Here is a 19,100-nt window from a genome sequence, read left to right as displayed (position 1 = left end):
AGCTTCACGTACCAGATCAAATGCTTGGGAAAAACCAAGGACGTCACATCAAACCCATCGAATGACACGCAAAGCGTTTCAGTTCGGAAACGTCATTTCTCAAATAGGTCAGGCTGCGCCATCCAGGCCCGCTGATCCGGCACATGCAAGGTTAACGTATCACCTAGACGCAGCGTCCCTTCGCGTTCGACCCAGGCCGTGACGCCGCGCATGCCCTTGGCAGCTGCCTTGAACGTTTTGCCGTGGCCCGGCTTTGCACGTTCGATTGTTTTGGCGGGTAAAACGCAGGGCAGATTTTGCATATCGACGGTCAATGTCACGCCGTCTTGTGATTGCAGTCGCGACGATGGCGGCACGTGCGAAAAGTCGGGGATACCGTCAACCACGATTGACGCGCCAAGCCACGCAGGATCAATGCTATCAAGGTTCAATTCCGCAGCGATTTTCGCCAATTCAGTCGCACAAACAATGCTGATTTGACGCGTATTTCTGATCCTCGTCTCGCGCGGGTATTGTAAGGACACGCGACCACAAGACGGACGCGTTAAACCGGCATGAACTTCACCCTCTGCACCTGCAAACGTCAGCGGCATCTCAGAAAGCGCGACAGTTGTAATCTCTGGCGTGTCCCTGTTCGGAACAGAGCCAAGCCAAGTGATTTTACCTGTGAAAGACGTCGGTGTCAGTGCTTGCATTTCAGTCTCCTTTTCCGGCATCAAGCTCGGAAAATGTCGAAAACACAACCCTGCACAAACGAAAACCCCGCCACATGGGCGGGGTTTTAAAGTTTCTTTAAGCTGAAGGTTCTGGCGCCATGCCGCCTTCGTCAGATTTTGGTTTTTTCGGCTTCGTCTTTGGAATTGCCGTTACCGAATTACCGTCGCTTGGAGGCGTATCATCAGCATCACTGCCACGGTTCAACGCCTCACCGGCAATAACGCGTGCGATTTCGTTGCCCGTTAACGTCTCATATTCCAACAACCCTTGCGCGAGACGCTCTAGATCGCCTGACTTTTCGGTCAAAATCCGTTTGGCAGTCTCGTAGCCCTCATCGATAAAGCGGCGCACCTCTTCATCAATTGTCTTCTGCGTATCGGCAGAATGGCTCGTCGCGCCAGCATAGTTGCCAAGGTGGCTTTGCTGTTCGTTGGCGTAATCGATGTGGCCAATTTTGTCCGAAAAGCCGAACTGCGTCACCATCGCACGGGCGATTTTCGACACTTGTTGGATGTCAGATGTGGCACCAGACGTAACGTTTTCAGCGCCAAAGATCAGCTCTTCCGCAACCTTACCGCCCATCGCCATCGCGATTTTCGACGTATATTTCGTATAGCTGACAGACAGTTGATCGCGTTCAGGCAAGGACAGAACCAAGCCCAACGCACGACCGCGCGGAATGATCGTCGCTTTGTGAATCGGATCATGTTGCGGCACGTTCAAACCAACAATCGCATGGCCTGCTTCGTGGTAAGCAGTCAGCTTTTTCTCGTCCTCGGTCATCACCATTGACCGACGCTCTGCGCCCATCATGACTTTGTCTTTCGCGGATTCGAAATCGATCATTGTCACAAAACGGCGACCGATACGGGCAGCCATCAGCGCAGATTCGTTCACAAGGTTCGCAAGATCGGCACCCGAGAAACCGGGTGTACCACGTGCGATAATCCGCAAATCGACATCGGGACCAAGTGGGACTTTACGCGCATGCACGCCCAAAATCTTTTCGCGGCCTTTGATGTCAGGATTAGGCACCTGCACCTGACGGTCAAAACGACCCGGGCGCAGCAATGCAGGGTCAAGAACGTCAGGACGGTTGGTCGCGGCGACGATAATAATACCTTCGTTCGCTTCAAAACCGTCCATCTCAACCAGCAACTGGTTCAATGTCTGTTCACGCTCGTCGTTCCCACCGCCGTAACCGGCACCACGCGAACGGCCAACGGCATCGATTTCATCAATGAAAACAATACACGGTGCGTTCTTTTTGCCTTGTTCAAACATGTCACGGACACGGGATGCACCCACGCCGACGAACATCTCGACAAAGTCGGAACCGGAAATCGTGAAGAACGGCACGCCAGCCTCGCCCGCAATCGCCCGCGCCAGCAACGTTTTACCAGTACCCGGAGGGCCAACAAGCAGCGCGCCTTTCGGAATTTTACCGCCAAGCCGCGAGAATTTCTGCGGATTGCGCAGGAATTCAACGATTTCTTCAAGCTCTTCTTTCGCTTCATCAATGCCAGCGACATCATCAAACGTCACGCGGCCATGTTTTTCGGTCAGCAGTTTCGCTTTGGATTTGCCAAAGCCCATCGCCCCGCCTTTGCCGCCGCCTTGCATCCGGTTCATAAAGTAGATCCAGACACCAATCAGCAGTGCAAATGGCAACAACCCGATCAGGAATGATTGCAAACCTGACTGTTCTTGCGCACGTGCTGCGACCGGAATGTCGTTCGAAATCAACAAGTCAGTAACTTCGGCGTCGCGCGGCATGATCGCGACATAGTCTTGACCGTTTGTGCCACGATAGCGAATTTGCTCGCCGTCCAACGTGACCTGCGCGATCGAACCCGCTTCAACGGATGTTACAAATTCTGAATAGCTCTTTGAATTCGATACTGTCGAACCCTGCCCACCGGAAAATAGGCTAAATAAAGCCATCACCAGCAAGAATAGTACGACCCAGAAGACAAGATTACGTGCGTTGCCCAAGGCGACACTCCTTAAAATCGGAAAAATCGGTGCCGACAGAGTCGGACCTAAGCGTTAAAGGTAAAATAGACGTTCACAGCCTAAGTTCAATGCGTCAGCAGCGATCTATGGAAATCCGCGACAAATTGCGTCGAAAAACCATTGAAAAAGCCTGCCGCGGGGGCCGAAAGCAACGTTGCCCCGTCGAAAACAGCCGGTGTTGCCATCAAAGAAGACCGCTCACCCCCTGTATTTCGCCACGTTTTTACTTCGTTAATATTATCACCCAACACACTTACACGCAAACGAGCGGGCCAAACACCACCTGTTGTCGGAAAAATCGACCACCGGTGATCCCAAATCAAATGCGCTTCACCGCCTTGCGACGTTATCACGTCAGAACATGCGCTGGCCTCGCGCATCATCCGCACACCGCCGTCCTCAGGGACTAGCTTTACGCCATGAAGCGTCCTCGTATGTCCTGCAGTCACAGCGTCAGCGGCATCGCGTAAGGCCTTATAACGAGGTCGAAAATTCGATCCGCTGATCCATTTGAGACCAGCCGCGAAAACCCGCCCGGTTGTGTCATCGTGATCTAGATCGAACACACCTTGGGCCAAAACAAGGTCAGCCCCTGCAACCCGTACATGCTTTTGTGCGAAATCGGATGCCGCTTGGTTAAGACTGGTCCGCGCCCGCTGCATATGGTGCGACGTCGCAATGAGGCGTTCCGCCGTCAGACCCAAGTCCTGCAGATACGGCATCATTTGACGCGCTCGCACCCGATCATATGACAGATCATCGTTGGAAGGGTCATCAATCCAAGGAACGCCAACTCCTTGTAAGTAATCACGTAAGTCGGCCCTGCGCGCATGCAACAACGGCCGTGCGAACAACCCGTTCTTCCTGCGCGACATGGCCGCTAAACCATCTACACCAGAGCCACGCGCAAGATTCATCAGCACCGTTTCGGCCTGATCATCCATCGTATGACCGAGCAAAACATGGTTAATATCCCGACGTTCTGCCCATGCAGTCAAAAGCGCGTAGCGGGCCTGTCTCGCTTCCGATTGTAGGTTCCCCGCCCCGTCCCAATCAGCCCAAACAAGCGTCTCATGAGGGACCGAAAATCGGGCACACAGGTTTGCAACTTGCAAGGCCTCGCCCGCCGCTTCTGGTCGCAACCCATGATCGACGGTCGCAGCAAACACTTGTTTTCCAGCGTTTTTTGCCCACTCAACCGCCAGTAAAAGCAAGGCGGTGCTATCGCTACCACCAGAAATGGCGACCCCGATCCGGTCGCCATTTTCGTGAGTATCAAGAAACGATAGCCCCTCTGCGAATGTCGCAGTCGGCGTCATTGGCACCCTAAGTTGCGCATCGCGGATTGCGCTTGAAGCACGTTCGCGTTGCCTGGAAACCGCACTTCGACTTCCGCCAAGGTGATGCACCCGTCTTGGATCTGGCCGACAGCGCCCAACGCGACGCCCAATTTCACCAATGCTTCTGGCGCAAACTGACCTTGGGGATTGCCGGAAAACGAATTCAGATAGGCCCGCGCAGCCGCTGCGGTTTCGTTCAATCCATTCAACGCATCACCGCGCAAAAGCTGCGCTTGCTGGCTTACTGGGCTGCCCGGATAGGACGTGCCGAAGGTCTCAAGGAGGTCAGCGGCGCCGCGAAAGTCACCGGATGCGAGCGCCTCCTGCGCCCGCTCAAAGTCTGCTTGTTCGCCAATCGCCATCGCAGGCGTACCCGTCGCAGGTGCCGGTGTCGCGGACGGTACATTCGCACCATTATCCACGCCGCCCAGTGACGGCGTGTCGCCTAACTGCCCGATATCACAGCCATCTTCCAACTCGCACAGACGAAATTCGAGATCGCCAATCCGGTTCGTGCCATCGACAGTGATCCTGTTCACGCGGAATTCCAGCTCTTCCGTTTTGGACGTCAGCCGCTGCAATTCCGATTCGATAGCGTTCAACCGATCCAGCGGCGTATTGCCCGCTGTACCGGTCGTCAGGCCACCAGTCGTGGACAACTCAGTCTTTAACCCATTGATATCACTATAAAGCACGGCCAGTTGCTGGCGAATATCTGCCAGCGTCGTATCCTGGGCCACCACCGTCATAGGGGTGACGGCCAGAACCAGTGCAAGTGTTAGAAAACGCCGCATAATTTCGTCCTTAGCTTAGGCCGCCAGCAGCAATAACCGTCACCGCGCGGCGGTTCTGGGAATAGCATTCAGCGGAGGAACAAACCTCGATTGGGCGTTCTTTACCGTATGAAATCACGCGCAGTCTGGACGATGGAACGCCTTGCGACACAAGGTATTCGCGCACAGCATTCGCACGACGGTTTCCAAGGGCAAGGTTGTATTCCCGCGTGCCTTGCTCGTCGGCGTGACCTTCGATGATCGCTTGGTAATCAGCGTTTGTTTTCAACCAGTTCGCTTGACCTGACAACGTCTGCTGGCCTGCAGGCGTAAGCGTCGAACTATCGACGACAAACAGGACCCGATCGCCGATCGTTTGGCTGAAATACTGTGGGCTACGCGGATCATTCGCACCGGTTGGTGCAATTGGGGCCACGGCTGATCCGGCACCATTTGCGCCAGCACCCGTACCAGCACCACCCGCGCCGCCAAAGCGATCAGGGTTCGTACACGCGGCAGTCGCCAAAATAAGGCCCACCAACGCTGCTTTTTTCAAAAATACCATATGCCCGTTCCTATTATTCTTCATTTGTTAGCGTGATCTTAACATGTCTTTTCCATGCTGTGAATCACGCTTTGCTTTATGGCTGCAATGGACCCCAAGTCGGGTCTGACGCGCCGCCTTGGATGGGGACCGCTTGCAAATTACGACCAGACGCATCGACTGAATACAACGCCGAGGTGCCGCCAGCGCCCAATGTCTCGCGGAAGAACATAATCACGCGGCCATTCGGCGACCATGTCGGGCCCTCATCCAATGGGGATGCGGTTAACAGACGTTCTTCGCTACCATCGGTACGCATCACACCGATATGAAAACGACCTGCGTTCTGCTTGGTAAATGCGATCTGATCGCCGCGCGGGGACCAAACCGGCGTCCCGTAACGACCTTCACCGAACGAGATACGCTGCGCTTCACCACCGCCAGCGGACATGATGTAAAGTTGCGGCGAGCCTGACCTGTCGCTTTCAAAAACAATCTGTGACCCATCTGGGCTAAACGACGGTGCCGTCTCGATTGACGGGGCAGATGTCAGCCGCGTATGCGCGCCGCTTGCCAAATCAGTGCGGTATAAATCTGTGTTACCGCCATTCGAGAGGCTGTAAATCACTTGTGTACCATCACGAGAAAACCGGGGTGAGAACGCCATTTCGCCTTCAGCAGTTGTCAACTGACGACGACCGACATTCGCAACATCCAGCACGTTAATGCGCGGAAAGCCTGATTCATATGACGTATAAAGCACGCGGTCGCCCGTCGGACTAAAACGCGGTGCAAGCACGATGGCACTGCTATCCGTCAAATATTGCAGGTTCGCACCGTCAAAATCCATGATCGCAAGACGTTTCGCACGGTTATCTTTTGGACCAGCTTCGGACACAAAAACAACGCGGCTATCGAAATAACCACCCTCGCCTGTGATCCGCGAATAGGCAGCATCGGCAACTTTGTGCGCCATACGACGCCAGCCCGGAACGGTGCCTGCAAACTGCAAACCACCACCTAATTCCGCACCAGAGAACACATCATAAAGACGGAATTTCACTGTCAGATTTTGACCGCTAACCGCAACAGAGCCCTTAATGAGCGCCTGCGTATTGATCGCACGCCAGTCAGGATAAGAAACCGGCTGCGAAAACGACGCCTCTTGCGCGATAAACGCAGAGGCTGGAATTTCGCGGAACAATCCAGTGCCCGTCAAATCACCAGCGACGAGCCGCGAAATGTCAGCCGCGACCTGCGCGGCTTCGGGGTTCTCGGCCTCAAACGTCGGCACCGCAAACGGCAGTGGTTCGATAACCCCGTCCGTGATGGTTAACCGCAAAGGACCATCCTGTGCCACAACAGGGGCCGCAAGGGGGCCGGTCAATGCCGCCGCCAGCAAAATGGTCAACAGTCGTTTCATGCTCTCGCCTCATTTTCGCAAGGTGCGCTTGCACCCTCGTATTAACTACAACATGCGTCACGGGGAAAAGTTTCCAACCCCCATGCGCAATTTCTTGCCGTTTACCTTAATCGCATTCCGGATGGATCAAACGTAATTTCAACATCTTTCCACTGACCATACTTATCAGCAGGCAACTGATACCCATTCGGGTTCTGACAGCGCAGAATTGCGCGCCGCGCCGCTTCAAATGCGGTACTTTGTGCCGATCCATCACCACCAGACGCAGAAACTTGGCGCACGTCGCCCTGCACTTTGCCGTTTTGATCAAGGCTGAACCCAACAACCATAGTCACCCGAGCCGCAACAGACCCCGGATCAACGTTCCAACACCGGTTTACAGCCACACGAAATCCTTCGCGTTCTGATCCGGACATCGGCGGCCCTTGGGGAACATCCGGCTGAGTTGCCGCAGCCGCTGCAGCAACCGCCGCTGCGACAGCCGCATCATCAACGGCGTTCGTATTCACATTATCGCTTGATGCTGTGGATGTTTCGGCAGGCGTCACAGGTGCAGGCGTCGGCGCAGGCGTTGGCCGATTAGGGCGGACAGCCGGACGCACGGACGCTTCTACTGCCCCCGAAGGCGCCGTATCCTCGGGCACAATCGCAGTCGCCGCCTCTTCTGGTGCGGCTTCTTCAACCTGTTCTTCCACAACTTCTGCGGGCGTTTCCTGTTCAGGCGCCGCACTGGCAGTTTCGACCTCAGCCACAGGCACATCCTCGGGCGGAGGTGCGACTTGCGTCGGTGCAATCCGGTCCGCTTGCCGTTCTTGCGGGCGTGGCGACACAGCCAAATCAGGCGCACCGGGCGCAGGCGTTTCCGGCGCGGGCGGCAAATCTGGGATCGCATCCGTCACTGTCGCAGGTTCGGCAGGCTGTTCAGGTGTCGCAGGTGGCGTCTCAGGCGCAGGTGGCTCAACCACTTCTGGTTGTGTCTGTGTCGGAGCCGTTTCCGCAGGAACGTCAGGCGCAGGTGCAGCCTCATCGACTTCGGGAACTGGTGGAACACTTGGGTCAGCCGTGCCGGGCTGCGGCGTCGACGCGGCAACGATCCGTTCGTATTCCTCGCCCGAGACGACCGAAACTTCGGACACCTCAAACGGCAGCGGCTCCGCGTTGAAACCCCATCCCGCGACCAGCCAAATCACGAGCCCCGCGTGTCCTACCCCAGAAGTAATTGTGCCCGGTGTGGCCATTCTGGCTTACTCGCTCGCGTCCGGTTGGGCGATATCCGTGACCAAACCGATGTTGGAAAAGCCGCCAGCGTTCAAATCACCCATGATTTCGGCAACCGTATTCCACGGATTCGCACCATCAGCGCGCAAGAATATGCGGTCGGATGTTCGTTCAGCCGCAATCGCGGATAGCTTGACCACCAATTCATCACGAGATGTTTCCGTGGTCTGGATCAAGGTGCGACCATCAGCGGTAATTGTGACCGTCAACGGCTCTTCATCGTCAGAAGGCAGCGCGTTTGCACTGGTTTCAGGCAGTTCGACAGGGATACCAACCGTCATTAACGGTGCAGCAACCATAAAGATAATCAGCAACACCAACATCACGTCCACAAACGGCGTGATGTTGATTTCTGCAATCGGTTGACCGCGCGATGACCGGCGACGCCGCCTACGGCCCCCGCCAGCATCTGATTTCATAACACCAGCCCCCATATTAGCTATCCAACTGACGGCTAAGGATGGTGGCGAATTCGTCAGCAAACGCTTCGTAACCGGCAGTGATCCGGTCGGCATCGGCGCTGAGTTTATTGTAGAAAATCACGGCAGGGATCGCGGCCAACAGGCCAAGCCCAGTCGCCAGCAACGCCTCGGCAATGCCAGGTGCGACAACCGCAAGGTTGGTTGTTTGGGCTTCAGCAATCTCGATAAACGCATTCATAATGCCCCAAACCGTCCCGAAAAGCCCCACAAACGGCGCGGTAGAACCGGTGGTCGCCAAAACAGGCAAGCCCTTCAAAAGCCTCGCAGATTCCTTGGCGATCGCGACATCCATTGATCGATCAATACGGGCCTGCGCGCCAGCAATCAGGTTACCGTCCTGCTTATGCGACCGACGCCATTCCAACATACCAGCGGCGAAAATCTTTTCGCTCTGGCCACGCGGGTTCGCACCAATTTGGTCAAACAAAGTGTCTAACGGCTCGCCTGACCAGAATGCCCGATCAAAAACCTCGGCCTCGCGCTTTGCCTTGCGATATTGAATGATCTTGTCCACGATCACGGCCCAACACCACAAAGATGCAGCCATCAGCATCATCATGACGAGTTTTACGGTGATCGTCGCGCGCGCAAACAGCGCCCACATTGTGAAGTCTTGTTCCATATACCTGCTCTGCCCTTGGGCCCGTTGTCGGGCTCTGTTGCAGGTAGTGTTAAAGCAAGCCGATTACAAAATCCACGACCCAATTCATCACAAATTGTTCGATTTTACGCCAATCGTGCGCGAAGTTCCGCCGGTAGCCGCGTTGGACGCCCTGCAACTGTCATGCAAACCGCTGTTACTTCGGCTTTGAACAGGCATTGATCCCCTCGCCAAACTGCCTGATCGAACACCCAACGCAAAGGCGACGTGACGCGATGATCCGTTTTCACAAACAAAACGTCACCCAACCGCGCTGGCGCAAGATAATCCGCCACAACTCGGGTCACGACGAAAATCAGCCCATCCGCCTTCATCGCGTTTTGATCGACACCCAACTCTTCGACAATCTCAGAGCGAGCACGCTCAATAAAACGCAAGTAATTGGCATAATAAACGACGCCGCCCATGTCGGTGTCTTCATAATAAACCTTAACGGGAAACTGATGTGTCATCCGGTCGGGCCCAATCGCGCCGCCAACCGCAACGCATGTGATGGATCACGCGCAACATCAGGCATCACCGGATCATAAACCGCACGGATCACCTCGGCGACATCCGGTCGCAACACCGTCTGTTCATTCACAACAGCCAGCGGCGACGCATCGCGAAATGCAGTATCAGACCACAAAAGAATCGTCTGCACAGCCTGCGAAAGCGCCAAAGTATCGGCCGACACCTGCGCTAACGCATCATCCATCCGCAAAAACACAAACGCCGCCTTTATCGCACCGGCCTCGTCAAACCGGAACATGCGATACTGATTAGCATCCGCAGCTTTCAATTTCATTACCAACGGCCCTAAATCCGGCAGCATTTTATCCAGATGCGGCAAATCCAACATCTCTTCCCAATCCCGACAGAAAAACACCATCAGATTGGCGCCCAACTCCATGTCGGTCTCGTCCATCTTATGCCCAGCCAAGACAACGACAGCCTCAATCGCGCCCTTAAAAACGGCCAGCGTCGCATCATCGACACCAAAAACAACAGGGACAATCGGACGCCCCCACCGCGTACAGAGATAAGTACTGTCTGCGCGCGTAAACAACTCCGCGACTTGATCCGCTTCCATCTTCATTTCGCCTTAACAACTCCCGCCGGAGGCACCCAAATTTTCTCGAAAATTTGTACGATTTTTCGAGAAAAATCGATCACCTCACCCAAACATATCCGACTGACCTTTGGGCGCATCCAGACCCAAGTGCCGCCACGCGGCTTGCGCCAACATCCGTCCGCGCGGTGTCCGTTGGATCAGCCCTTTTTGCAGCAAATATGGTTCAATCACATCTTCCAAACTATCGCGGCTCTCGCTCAACGCAGCGGACAGCGTTTCAATCCCAACGGGACCGCCTCCGTAACTTTCGCCAATCAGCCGCAAATACCGTCGATCCGCACTATCTAGCCCCAGATCATCCACGCCGAGCCGTGTCAGCGCCATATCTGCAATCTCTTGCGTAACGGTGCCATCACCATCGACCACTGCAAAATCGACGACACGCCGCAGTAATCGTCCAGCTATACGCGGCGTTCCGCGTGCGCGTTTCGCAATTTCGCGTGCGCCCAGATCGGCAGCAGGTGCGCCCATCAGTCGAGCCCCGCGCGTCACGATTTCATGCAGCTCATCTTCATTATAAAATTCAAGCCGCGTCGGAATCCCGAACCGATCCCGCAGCGGCGTCGTCAAGAGCCCCATACGTGTGGTCGCACCGACCAGCGTAAATGGCTGCAGTTCAATGCGAACAGTCCGCGCAGCGGGCCCCTCGCCGATCACAAGGTCCAGTTCAAAGTCTTCCAATGCCGGATAAAGCACTTCTTCTACCGCTGGATTAAGACGGTGGATTTCGTCAATAAACAACACATCGCGGGCTTCAAGATTGGTCAGGATCGCGGCCAAATCACCAGCCTTGGCCAGCACCGGACCAGATGTCATCCGGAAATTCACACCCAATTCCCGCGCCATAATTTGCGCAAGCGTCGTCTTCCCCAAACCCGGCGGTCCATGAAACAATGCGTGATCCATCGCCTCGCCGCGCCGCTTAGCGCTCTCGATAAACACCTTCAGGTTCGCACGGGCATCGCGCTGTCCGATAAATTCATCCAGCGTCTGCGGACGCAACGCGCGATCCGAATCTTCGGGCTGGCGTTCGGGGCGTAAGGTTGGGTCCGGCTCTTGCATAGACACCCCTTACTCCTTTGGAGCCAACAGCTTCAAGGCGGCACGGATCAATCCGGCCGTCTGCAAATCTGGTTGCGCCCCTAATGCCTCGGCCACGGCACCCGCCGCGTCACCCGGCGCATAGCCCAAATTCCCCAAGGCTGATAACGCCTCAGGTTGCGCCGGATTCGCTTTTGGTGCCGCCACACGTTTCCGCGCTGGCGCCTCAACAGGTTCCAACACATCACTTTCCAGATTTTCCGCCAAGGTTCCGCCCATCGCCATCACAGCAGGTGCTTTATCCTTCAGGTCCAGAATCACCTTTTGCGCGGTCTTTGGACCAACCCCTTTTGCTTTGGCGATCGCGTTCCAATCGCCCAGCGCAATGGCACGACTGACACCTTCGTCACCCAACGTCCCAAGGATCGCCATCGACGCCTTTGCCCCAATGCCCTGCACCGTCATCAAAAGCCGATGCCATTCTTTTTCCACCAGAGAGTTAAAGCCAAAAAGTTGCAAATTCGTTTCTTGCACCAACAGATCGGTAAATAACGCAACCGCTTCGCCATTTGTAGGCAATCCGGCCTTCACGCGATCCGACACATAGACAATATAGCCGACGCCGCGCACGTCGATCAGCACGTGATCGGTGCCGCGATACTCGATAATGCCTGAAATCTTGCCAATCATGCTGATGCCTTTGCAATTGCCCGCGCCAAATGGTTCGCGGATTGTTGGTGGTGGGCATGACAAATTGCAATCGCCAATGCATCAGCGGCGTCAGGCCCCGCAATTTTCACGCCCGGCAATTGCAGTCGCACCATATGGTCGATCTGCGCTTTCGCGGCGTGGCCCACACCAACAACCGCCTTTTTCACAGCATTAGGGGCATATTCACCAATATCTAATCCCGCTTTTGCTGGCACCAGCATCGCGATCCCGCGCGCCTGCCCCAGCTTCAGCGTGCCAACCGCGTCTTTGTTCACAAATGTCTGCTCAACCGCAGCGGTTTCAGGAGAGTAGGTGTGGATCACGTCGGTCAATTGTTCATACAACGACAGCAGTCGCACGCCTAAATCAGTCCCAACGGAATGAGCAATCCCATTCGCGACATGCGTCATACGACTACCGGACACGTCAATGATTCCCCAACCCATGTTCCGTAAGCCCGGATCAATCCCCAAAACGCGCATTTTCTGCCCTCACCCAATCCAGTTTTTGATCTTTTTCCTCAACTAGCACAAAAGGCGAACATATACCAAGCGGGAACTGGAACACCCCAAACGCCCACGATTTTCGCCGCAACCGCAGCATTGGCGACAACCAGCCGTAAAGGTGACCCTTCGGCAACAATTCGCCACACCTCACAGCCCCGTGAACAGCATAAAACTAAGGGCTTTGCCGCCAAATAGAGGCATGTCAAAAACGCATAGGTCATATGCGGATTTAGACCCTAGTTTGTTTTCAAAAAGCCTCCTAAGTGGGCAACATCAGACAACAACGCTGCAATGCAGCACCAGCTAAGGAGCATGGCTATGGCCGCTTTTGACACCACACGTCCCGTCGCCGTCCTGAATGCAGGCCGTTTTTCTAACGTATTCGCTCAAATGATGGGCGCTTTGGCAACTTGGAACGATATGCGCGTTACACGCAAAGCATTGTCCAAATTGACCGCCCGTGAATTGGACGATATCGGCCTCACATTTGCTGATCTGGACAAAATTAACGCAATCACACGCTAAGTCGCGATTGCACGATCAGAACGACAAAAAGGCCGGTTGGGACATCCCCACCGGCCTTTTCTATGTCGTATTTGTTTAAAAATGGGCAAGGAAAAGGGCGGGAAATTCCCGCCCTGCACCCAACTACTTCAAGAAATTGTTAAGTAGCCCTGACACTGACAGCGTCACTGGATCCGCATGCATCGCAAGTCCCCCGACTTGCTCAAACACGGTCCCTTCGGACAATGCCGCGATCCGCTGGTCAAAATCAGCTTCCCCTAGCGCGTAATGCACGTACCCTTTAAAAACGAAGATAACCAAGGTTAGCAGGACCAAACCACGCCATGGAAAACGCGGCGTGTATAGACGAGGCTTAGCGACAACCAAGCCGTCAGCCTTCATTTTGTGGACAACACCCGCATTCGCCATCCGGTTATTCGTCCGCACAATTTTGCGTACACGCTTTTCAAAAGGCGCATTAACATAAGCCATAAAAGACCTCACTCAAACAATAATCCTGCCCAGTCGGGCGTTAACAAAAACTGACGCTAAAATGTGTCAAAAATGGGGCAACGCCCAAATTTGCGATAAAACTAAGGCTTTTTGGTGAATGTCAGCGTCGTCCATTCAACAATGATATCGCGATGCATTAAACTGTATCCATTTCCTTCATAAACGTTAATCACGTCGTCAGCCTGTTCGTTCAAAATACCCGAAAGAATCACGTGACCACCTGCAATTGTGGCTTTCGCCATGTCGGCAGAAAGGCCGATTAATGGCCCTTTTAAGATGTTCGCGAAAATCAGATCGAACGGCGCGGCCTCTTTCAGCACTGGCGTCTCGAAACCGGGGGCCACAACGCACTGCACCTGCCCTTGCAAGTTGTTCGCGGTCACGTTCACTTCTGCAACGTCCACCGCCACTGGATCGATGTCTGTCGCGATCACAGTTTCAGGCACAACCGTGGCCGCAGCCATCGCCAAAACCGCTGTACCACAACCGATATCCGCAACTTTGCCAGATGTGAAACCTGCGTTAACTAAGCGGTCGAACGCCTGCAAACAGCCCAGCGTCGTGCCGTGGTGGCCCGTACCGAACGCCATCGCCGCTTCGATCAATAGCGGCGTGCAATCATCCGGCACCTTGTCCGCGTCGTGGCTGCCGTAAACGAAAAAGCGGCCAGCCGTCACTGGCGCCAATTCGCGGCGCACATGCGCGACCCAATCCGTGTCGGGAACCTCGGACACAACAAACGGCTTCACATCGTACAACGTGGTTAATACGGACAGCCCAGCGACGTCTGGTTGTTCGTCGAAATACGCGCCGACCTCCCATAGACCAGAGCCATCTTCGATCTCGAACACACCAACGCCGGTTGGTTCTGGCGTTAATGCTTCCAGCGCGTCGCCCAATTGTGTGGCAAGATCTTCGCCCGGTAATGTCGTCAATGCTGAATAAGTCGTCATGTCTTCGCCCTCTGCGGTTTGTCCTCCGGTATGCTTTGCTGCAGCGCGGGTCAAAACAAAAACGCAAAGGAGGCCCGATCAGTCCGCCAGAGCAAGCGGCGTTTGCAGCCGCGTCTCGTATCCCGGCACCGGGTGGCGTGGGATTAACAGCGCCAAACCAAACGAAACGCAGGCCATGAAGGCCGCCAAAACAAACACCGCAGCCGGTGACGTTAACCACAAATAGCCCAAACCAGCGGGCAGAAAGACCGCCGCGATATGGTTAATCGTAAATGCCACAGCCGCAGTCGGTGCGATATCACCGGGGTCCGCGATTTTCTGGAAATAAGTTTTCAGCGCCAGCGCGAGGGCAAAAAAGATATGGTCAACAACATATAGCGTCGCCGCCACGACGACGCCCCATCCGAAATAATAAACGCCGCCATAGGCCAAAAAGACGACAACCAACCCCGCATATTCAAACAGCAGCGCCCGACGTTCACCGAACACGCTGACCAAACGCCCCATCATTGGCGCAAAGACAATATTCACTACGAGGTTAATCAAATACAACCGCGTGACTTCGTGAACTTCGAGACCGAATAACTCGACCATCATAAAGCCCGCGAAAACAACGAAAATCTGACGTCGCGCGCCCGACATAAACTGCAGCGCGTAATACAGCCAATACCGACGGCGTAGCACAAACGTCTTTAGCTGTGGATGCGGCGCTTCAAACTGTGGATACGCCACAAGCGCGAAAATCGCGACGCAGGCAGTAAAGCCACCAGCCGCCAGATACACAAAATTATAGCTCAGACCATACGTCTTCCATGTTCCCACAATCAGCAAATACGCGACCAACGTGGCCCCAGATCCAGCAGCAGTTAACCATCCCAACATCTGTGGGGCGCGTTTGATTTCGATCCATTGCAACTGCAAAGACTGGTTCACCGTTTCAAAGTAGTGGAACCCAATCGACGACAGCATCGTAATCGTTAATATCCCTCCCATTGACGGGAAATAAGCCGTGATCGCAGTGGCAATGCCCAGCATCACAAGCGCGACAATCCCTAAAACCTGTTCGCGCATCACCATAATCAACGCGATCACCCCCACGGCTAAAAAGCCGGGTATCTCGCGTACAGTATGTAGCCACCCGATGTCAGAGCCGTCGAAATGCGCGACCTCAATCACAAAGTTATTCAACAACGCCGACCACGTCGCAAACGCCACGGGCATCGCCATGGCGAACAAAAACAACAGCGTCACAGGCTGCTGCCAAAATGGCAGCGACCGGGCATCTTCGAGGCGGATAATCTTCATCACAATGCTTTACGCCTCAACGCCCCCGTTGAAAAGCGCGGCTGTGCCGTTTTGGGTCCGCTCTCATTGCGTTCACCTAAACCACGCAAGTTTGAAGATAACGTTAACGGCCATCAGGTTTTCGGGCCGTCACATATGTCAACGCGGTGCACGCCTTGTGCACGTGTTGTGCACGCAAGTCACAAGGCGTTTTTCGCGCTTAATAAAAGCTCTGCGGATCAATATCGATTGCCATGCGCAGATCGCCACGCAACCGGAATTGCCCCGCCCATTCTGCCAAAGCTTGCTGCAACGGCGCTGATTTTTCCGCCTTCACAAGCAGCCGCACACGGTGACGTCCACGGACCCGTGCAATCGGCGCGGGCGCTGGCCCAAACACCTGCGCCCCGATTTTACGCAGCGGTAAGTCCTGTCTTGCCAATGCGTTACCCAATTCGAACACCTCTTCCGCCGACGGGCCGCTCAGGATTATTCCGGCCATTCGACCGTAAGGCGGCACACCAGCGGCGCGACGTTCGCCCGCCTCAGCCGCCCAAAACGCCTCTTCGTCGCCAGCCAAAATCGCGCGGATCACACCGTGTTCAGGCTGATACGTCTGCAACATCGCCTCACCCGGTGTTTCCGCCCGCCCAGCACGTCCCGCAACCTGCCGCATTAACTGAAATGTCCGCTCTGCTGCGCGCAAATCAGACCCCTGCAAACCAAGGTCCGCATCAATCACCCCAACAAGCGTAAGGTACGGAAAGTTATGGCCTTTTGCGACCAATTGCGTACCGATAATAATGTCGGTGCCGCCCTTCGCGATCTCTTCGATATGGGCCTTCATCGCCCTCGCAGAACCGTACAAATCGGACGACAAGACAGCGACGCGCGCATCGGGAAATAGCTCTGTAATTTCTTCACCCATACGCTCAACACCGGGGCCAACTGCGCTAAGTTTGTCCTCTGCCTCGCAATGCGGACAGACGTTTGGCATCGGTTTTGTTTCACCACATTGGTGGCACATCAAGCGTTTGAGAAAGCGATGTTCGACCATCCGCGCATCGCAATGATCGCATGCAATTTGATGCCCACAGGCACGGCAAAGCGTGATCGGCGCGTAGCCACGACGGTTCAGGAAAACAAGCGATTGCTCTCCCTTTTCAATACGTTGCGCGATGGCGTTGCGTAGCGTGGGCGACACCCATTTACCGCCGGGCAGATCCTCGACCCGCATGTCGATTGCAGACATTTTTGGCATAATCGCGGGGCCGTAACGAGATTTTAACTCGAGCCGTTTATATTTGCCTTGTTCGACATTTGCCCAGCTTTCCAGCGACGGCGTAGCGGACGCCAAAACAACTTGCGCCCCATTGATCGCCGCCCGTAGCACGGTCATGTCGCGGGCATTATAAAGGACACCATCCTCTTGTTTATATGACGTATCATGTTCCTCATCGACAACGACAAGGCCAAGGTTTTGAAACGGCAGAAACAACGCTGATCGCGCGCCCACGATCAGCTGCGCATCACCCTGCCCGACCATCCGCCAGCAGCGGCGGCGTTCAGTCATCGTGACGCCTGAATGCCATTCGGCGGGCTTCATGCCGAATCGCGCCTCAACACGGTTAATGAATTCGCCAGACAGCGCGATTTCTGGCAACAGGACCAAGGCTTGGCGTCCCATACGCAGGCATTCGGCCACGGCCTCTAGGTAGACTTCGGTTTTGCCTGATCCTGTGACGCCTTTCAAAAGCGTCGTTCCGTATTTGTCAGTGCGCAAATCTGCACGTAACGCTTCTGCGCCCGCCGCCTGACCCACGCTAAGCTCTTTACCGCCATAATCCGGATCAAGCATCGGATACGGCATATCGCGGGGGGCGTCGACTTCGGCTACCGCACCCAGTTTCACGAGGCCCTTGACGACCGACGACCCAACGCCAGCCATGTCTGCCAGTTCTTTAAGAGTGAAAGACAAACCGCCATAGTCGCTCAAAACCTCAAGCACCTTGGTTCGTGCGGCAGTGATCCGATCCGGTTCTTGATCACCCAACCGGTACACCTTGCGCATCGACGGCGCATCGCCAAGTCCGGGCGCACGGGTCGCAAGGCGCAGCATCGCATGTAACGGCGTCAACGTATAATCAGCGGCACGCGTCAGGAAAGTCCGCATTTCATCGCGCATCGGCGCAACATCCAGAACCCTGATAACAGATCGGACCTTGTTATAGTCAAAATCGCCCTTGCCCGGCCCCCAAACAACACCCAGAACTTTGCGCGGTCCCAACGGCACCTCGACGAACGCGCCAAGGTGGCAGCCCCCTTCGGTTGCTTTGTAGTCCAGAAACCGATCTAGCGGTTGGGCGGTCAAAACCGCGACTAACTCACCTTCATGGAAAAATTCTTGGCTCAAGGACTGCCCTCCGGGCGGCTGGTTGTCGTTACGGTAAGGGCTTTCAGACCCGTCCATTCTGAGGTAAACGCTGGCGCAACAAACGCCAACCCATTCCCCGGAGGGATCACAGATGAAATTTTTCGTAGATACAGCTGAGATTGATGAGATCAAAGAACTGCACGCCCTTGGCATGGTTGACGGCGTGACAACAAACCCGTCGCTGATCGCGAAATCTGGCCGTGACATTTTGGAAGTCACCAAAGAAATTTGTGACATCGTGTCTGGCCCAGTATCCGCCGAAGTTGTCGCATTAGACGCCGAAGGCATGTTGGCTGAAGGCCGCAAATTGGCGAAAATCGCCGATAACATCGCGGTAAAAGTGCCGCTGACTTGGGCCGGTTTGCAGACCTGCAAAACGCTGTCCGACGAAGGCACAATGGTTAACGTAACCCTGTGTTTCTCAGCAAACCAAGCGCTTTTGGCCGCAAAAGCGGGCGCTACATTCATCAGCCCGTTCATCGGTCGCTTGGATGACATTAACATTGATGGGCTCGAATTGATCGACGACATCCGCACGATCTACGACAACTACGGTTTCGAGACCCAAATCCTGGCCGCGTCGATCCGCTCTGCGAACCACATGTCCGAATGCGCAAAAATCGGCGCTGACGTCTGCACCGCACCGCCAAAAGTGATCAAAGCGATGGCAGACCACGTTTTGACCGACAAAGGTCTGGCCGGTTTCATGGCTGACGTTAAAAAAGCCGGCATCACAATTCTTTAAGACTTGTCGGTATATATACGAAATGGCGGCCTCGTGCCGCCATTTTTGTTTTTACGGAGGT

Annotated in this window: 20 protein-coding genes; 2 read left to right on the top strand and 18 right to left on the bottom strand. The window is 54.9% G+C overall.

The genetic code is table 11. From position 1 onward, the window contains the following. Window positions 1-92 precede the first annotated feature (92 nt). From FHS72_RS10285 to ruvC, 14 genes are all read right to left on the bottom strand, one after another. Entirely contained in the window at window positions 93-695 is a 603-nt protein-coding gene (locus tag FHS72_RS10285) for an MOSC domain-containing protein (protein WP_183528745.1), read from the bottom strand. Between the two features lie 97 nt (window positions 696-792). After that, complete coding sequence (gene ftsH / locus FHS72_RS10280; protein ID WP_183528743.1) at window positions 793-2,712, bottom strand: ATP-dependent zinc metalloprotease FtsH; 1,920 nt, start codon at window positions 2,710-2,712, stop codon at window positions 793-795. Between the two features lie 86 nt (window positions 2,713-2,798). Continuing rightward, on the bottom strand, window positions 2,799-4,052 hold the full coding sequence (gene tilS / locus FHS72_RS10275; RefSeq protein WP_183528741.1) for a tRNA lysidine(34) synthetase TilS: 1,254 nt from the start codon (window positions 4,050-4,052) through the stop codon (window positions 2,799-2,801). Then, window positions 4,049-4,867, bottom strand: coding sequence for a tetratricopeptide repeat protein (locus tag FHS72_RS10270; RefSeq protein WP_183528739.1), 819 nt, complete (start codon window positions 4,865-4,867; stop codon window positions 4,049-4,051). Before FHS72_RS10270 ends, tilS begins: the two co-directional genes overlap by 4 nt. A gap of 10 nt (window positions 4,868-4,877) precedes the next feature. Beyond that, a complete protein-coding gene (gene pal, locus FHS72_RS10265; RefSeq protein WP_183528737.1) occupies window positions 4,878-5,411 on the bottom strand; it encodes a peptidoglycan-associated lipoprotein Pal in 534 nt (177 codons plus the stop codon). Window positions 5,412-5,487: 76 nt separating this feature from the next. Then, window positions 5,488-6,813, bottom strand: a complete 1,326-nt coding sequence (gene tolB, locus FHS72_RS10260; RefSeq protein WP_183528735.1) for a Tol-Pal system beta propeller repeat protein TolB — start codon at window positions 6,811-6,813, stop codon at window positions 5,488-5,490. Window positions 6,814-6,914: 101 nt separating this feature from the next. Beyond that, window positions 6,915-8,003 carry an energy transducer TonB gene (locus FHS72_RS10255; protein WP_343042673.1) on the bottom strand — a complete coding sequence of 363 codons (1,089 nt, stop codon included), beginning with the start codon at window positions 8,001-8,003 and terminating at the stop codon, window positions 6,915-6,917. Between the two features lie 54 nt (window positions 8,004-8,057). After that, window positions 8,058-8,525 carry an ExbD/TolR family protein gene (locus FHS72_RS10250; RefSeq protein WP_183528731.1) on the bottom strand — a complete coding sequence of 156 codons (468 nt, stop codon included), beginning with the start codon at window positions 8,523-8,525 and terminating at the stop codon, window positions 8,058-8,060. Window position 8,526: 1 nt separating this feature from the next. Continuing rightward, entirely contained in the window at window positions 8,527-9,177 is a 651-nt protein-coding gene (gene tolQ, locus FHS72_RS10245) for a protein TolQ (RefSeq protein WP_425511118.1), read from the bottom strand. Between the two features lie 122 nt (window positions 9,178-9,299). After that, window positions 9,300-9,686, bottom strand: a complete 387-nt coding sequence (gene ybgC, locus FHS72_RS10240; protein WP_183528727.1) for a tol-pal system-associated acyl-CoA thioesterase — start codon at window positions 9,684-9,686, stop codon at window positions 9,300-9,302. Continuing rightward, on the bottom strand, window positions 9,683-10,306 hold the full coding sequence (locus FHS72_RS10235; RefSeq protein ID WP_183528725.1) for a hypothetical protein: 624 nt from the start codon (window positions 10,304-10,306) through the stop codon (window positions 9,683-9,685). The genes ybgC and FHS72_RS10235 overlap by 4 nt, the downstream gene beginning before the upstream one ends. Window positions 10,307-10,390: 84 nt before the next feature. Continuing rightward, window positions 10,391-11,410, bottom strand: coding sequence for a Holliday junction branch migration DNA helicase RuvB (ruvB, locus tag FHS72_RS10230; protein ID WP_183529125.1), 1,020 nt, complete (start codon window positions 11,408-11,410; stop codon window positions 10,391-10,393). 9 nt (window positions 11,411-11,419) lie between these two features. Beyond that, window positions 11,420-12,079 (bottom strand): Holliday junction branch migration protein RuvA, encoded by a 660-nt coding sequence (gene ruvA / locus FHS72_RS10225; RefSeq protein WP_183528723.1) that lies wholly within the window; start codon window positions 12,077-12,079, stop codon window positions 11,420-11,422. Further along, window positions 12,076-12,582 (bottom strand): crossover junction endodeoxyribonuclease RuvC, encoded by a 507-nt coding sequence (gene ruvC, locus FHS72_RS10220; RefSeq protein WP_183528721.1) that lies wholly within the window; start codon window positions 12,580-12,582, stop codon window positions 12,076-12,078. The genes ruvA and ruvC overlap by 4 nt, the downstream gene beginning before the upstream one ends. A 342-nt stretch (window positions 12,583-12,924) precedes the next feature. On the opposite strand from ruvC, the gene FHS72_RS10215 reads away from it, so the two are divergent. Further along, window positions 12,925-13,131 carry a DUF1127 domain-containing protein gene (locus FHS72_RS10215; protein ID WP_183528719.1) on the top strand — a complete coding sequence of 69 codons (207 nt, stop codon included), beginning with the start codon at window positions 12,925-12,927 and terminating at the stop codon, window positions 13,129-13,131. A 123-nt stretch (window positions 13,132-13,254) separates the two neighbouring features. On the opposite strand, the gene FHS72_RS10210 is transcribed toward FHS72_RS10215, so the two are convergent. From FHS72_RS10210 to FHS72_RS10195, 4 genes are all read right to left on the bottom strand, one after another. Then, window positions 13,255-13,602 (bottom strand): hypothetical protein, encoded by a 348-nt coding sequence (locus FHS72_RS10210; protein ID WP_246414627.1) that lies wholly within the window; start codon window positions 13,600-13,602, stop codon window positions 13,255-13,257. A 101-nt stretch (window positions 13,603-13,703) separates the two neighbouring features. Then, complete coding sequence (locus tag FHS72_RS10205; RefSeq protein ID WP_183528717.1) at window positions 13,704-14,576, bottom strand: 50S ribosomal protein L11 methyltransferase; 873 nt, start codon at window positions 14,574-14,576, stop codon at window positions 13,704-13,706. Between the two features lie 78 nt (window positions 14,577-14,654). Continuing rightward, complete coding sequence (locus tag FHS72_RS10200; protein ID WP_183528715.1) at window positions 14,655-15,881, bottom strand: MFS transporter; 1,227 nt, start codon at window positions 15,879-15,881, stop codon at window positions 14,655-14,657. 199 nt (window positions 15,882-16,080) lie between these two features. Next, complete coding sequence (locus tag FHS72_RS10195; protein ID WP_183528713.1) at window positions 16,081-18,273, bottom strand: primosomal protein N'; 2,193 nt, start codon at window positions 18,271-18,273, stop codon at window positions 16,081-16,083. A 112-nt stretch (window positions 18,274-18,385) separates the two neighbouring features. On the opposite strand from FHS72_RS10195, the gene fsa reads away from it, so the two are divergent. Continuing rightward, window positions 18,386-19,039, top strand: coding sequence for a fructose-6-phosphate aldolase (gene fsa, locus FHS72_RS10190; protein ID WP_183528711.1), 654 nt, complete (start codon window positions 18,386-18,388; stop codon window positions 19,037-19,039). Window positions 19,040-19,100 lie beyond the last annotated feature (61 nt).

The organism is Yoonia ponticola (assembly GCF_014199395.1).
Lineage (GTDB): Bacteria > Pseudomonadota > Alphaproteobacteria > Rhodobacterales > Rhodobacteraceae > Yoonia > Yoonia ponticola.
This window is presented reverse-complemented; position numbering and strand designations above follow the sequence as displayed.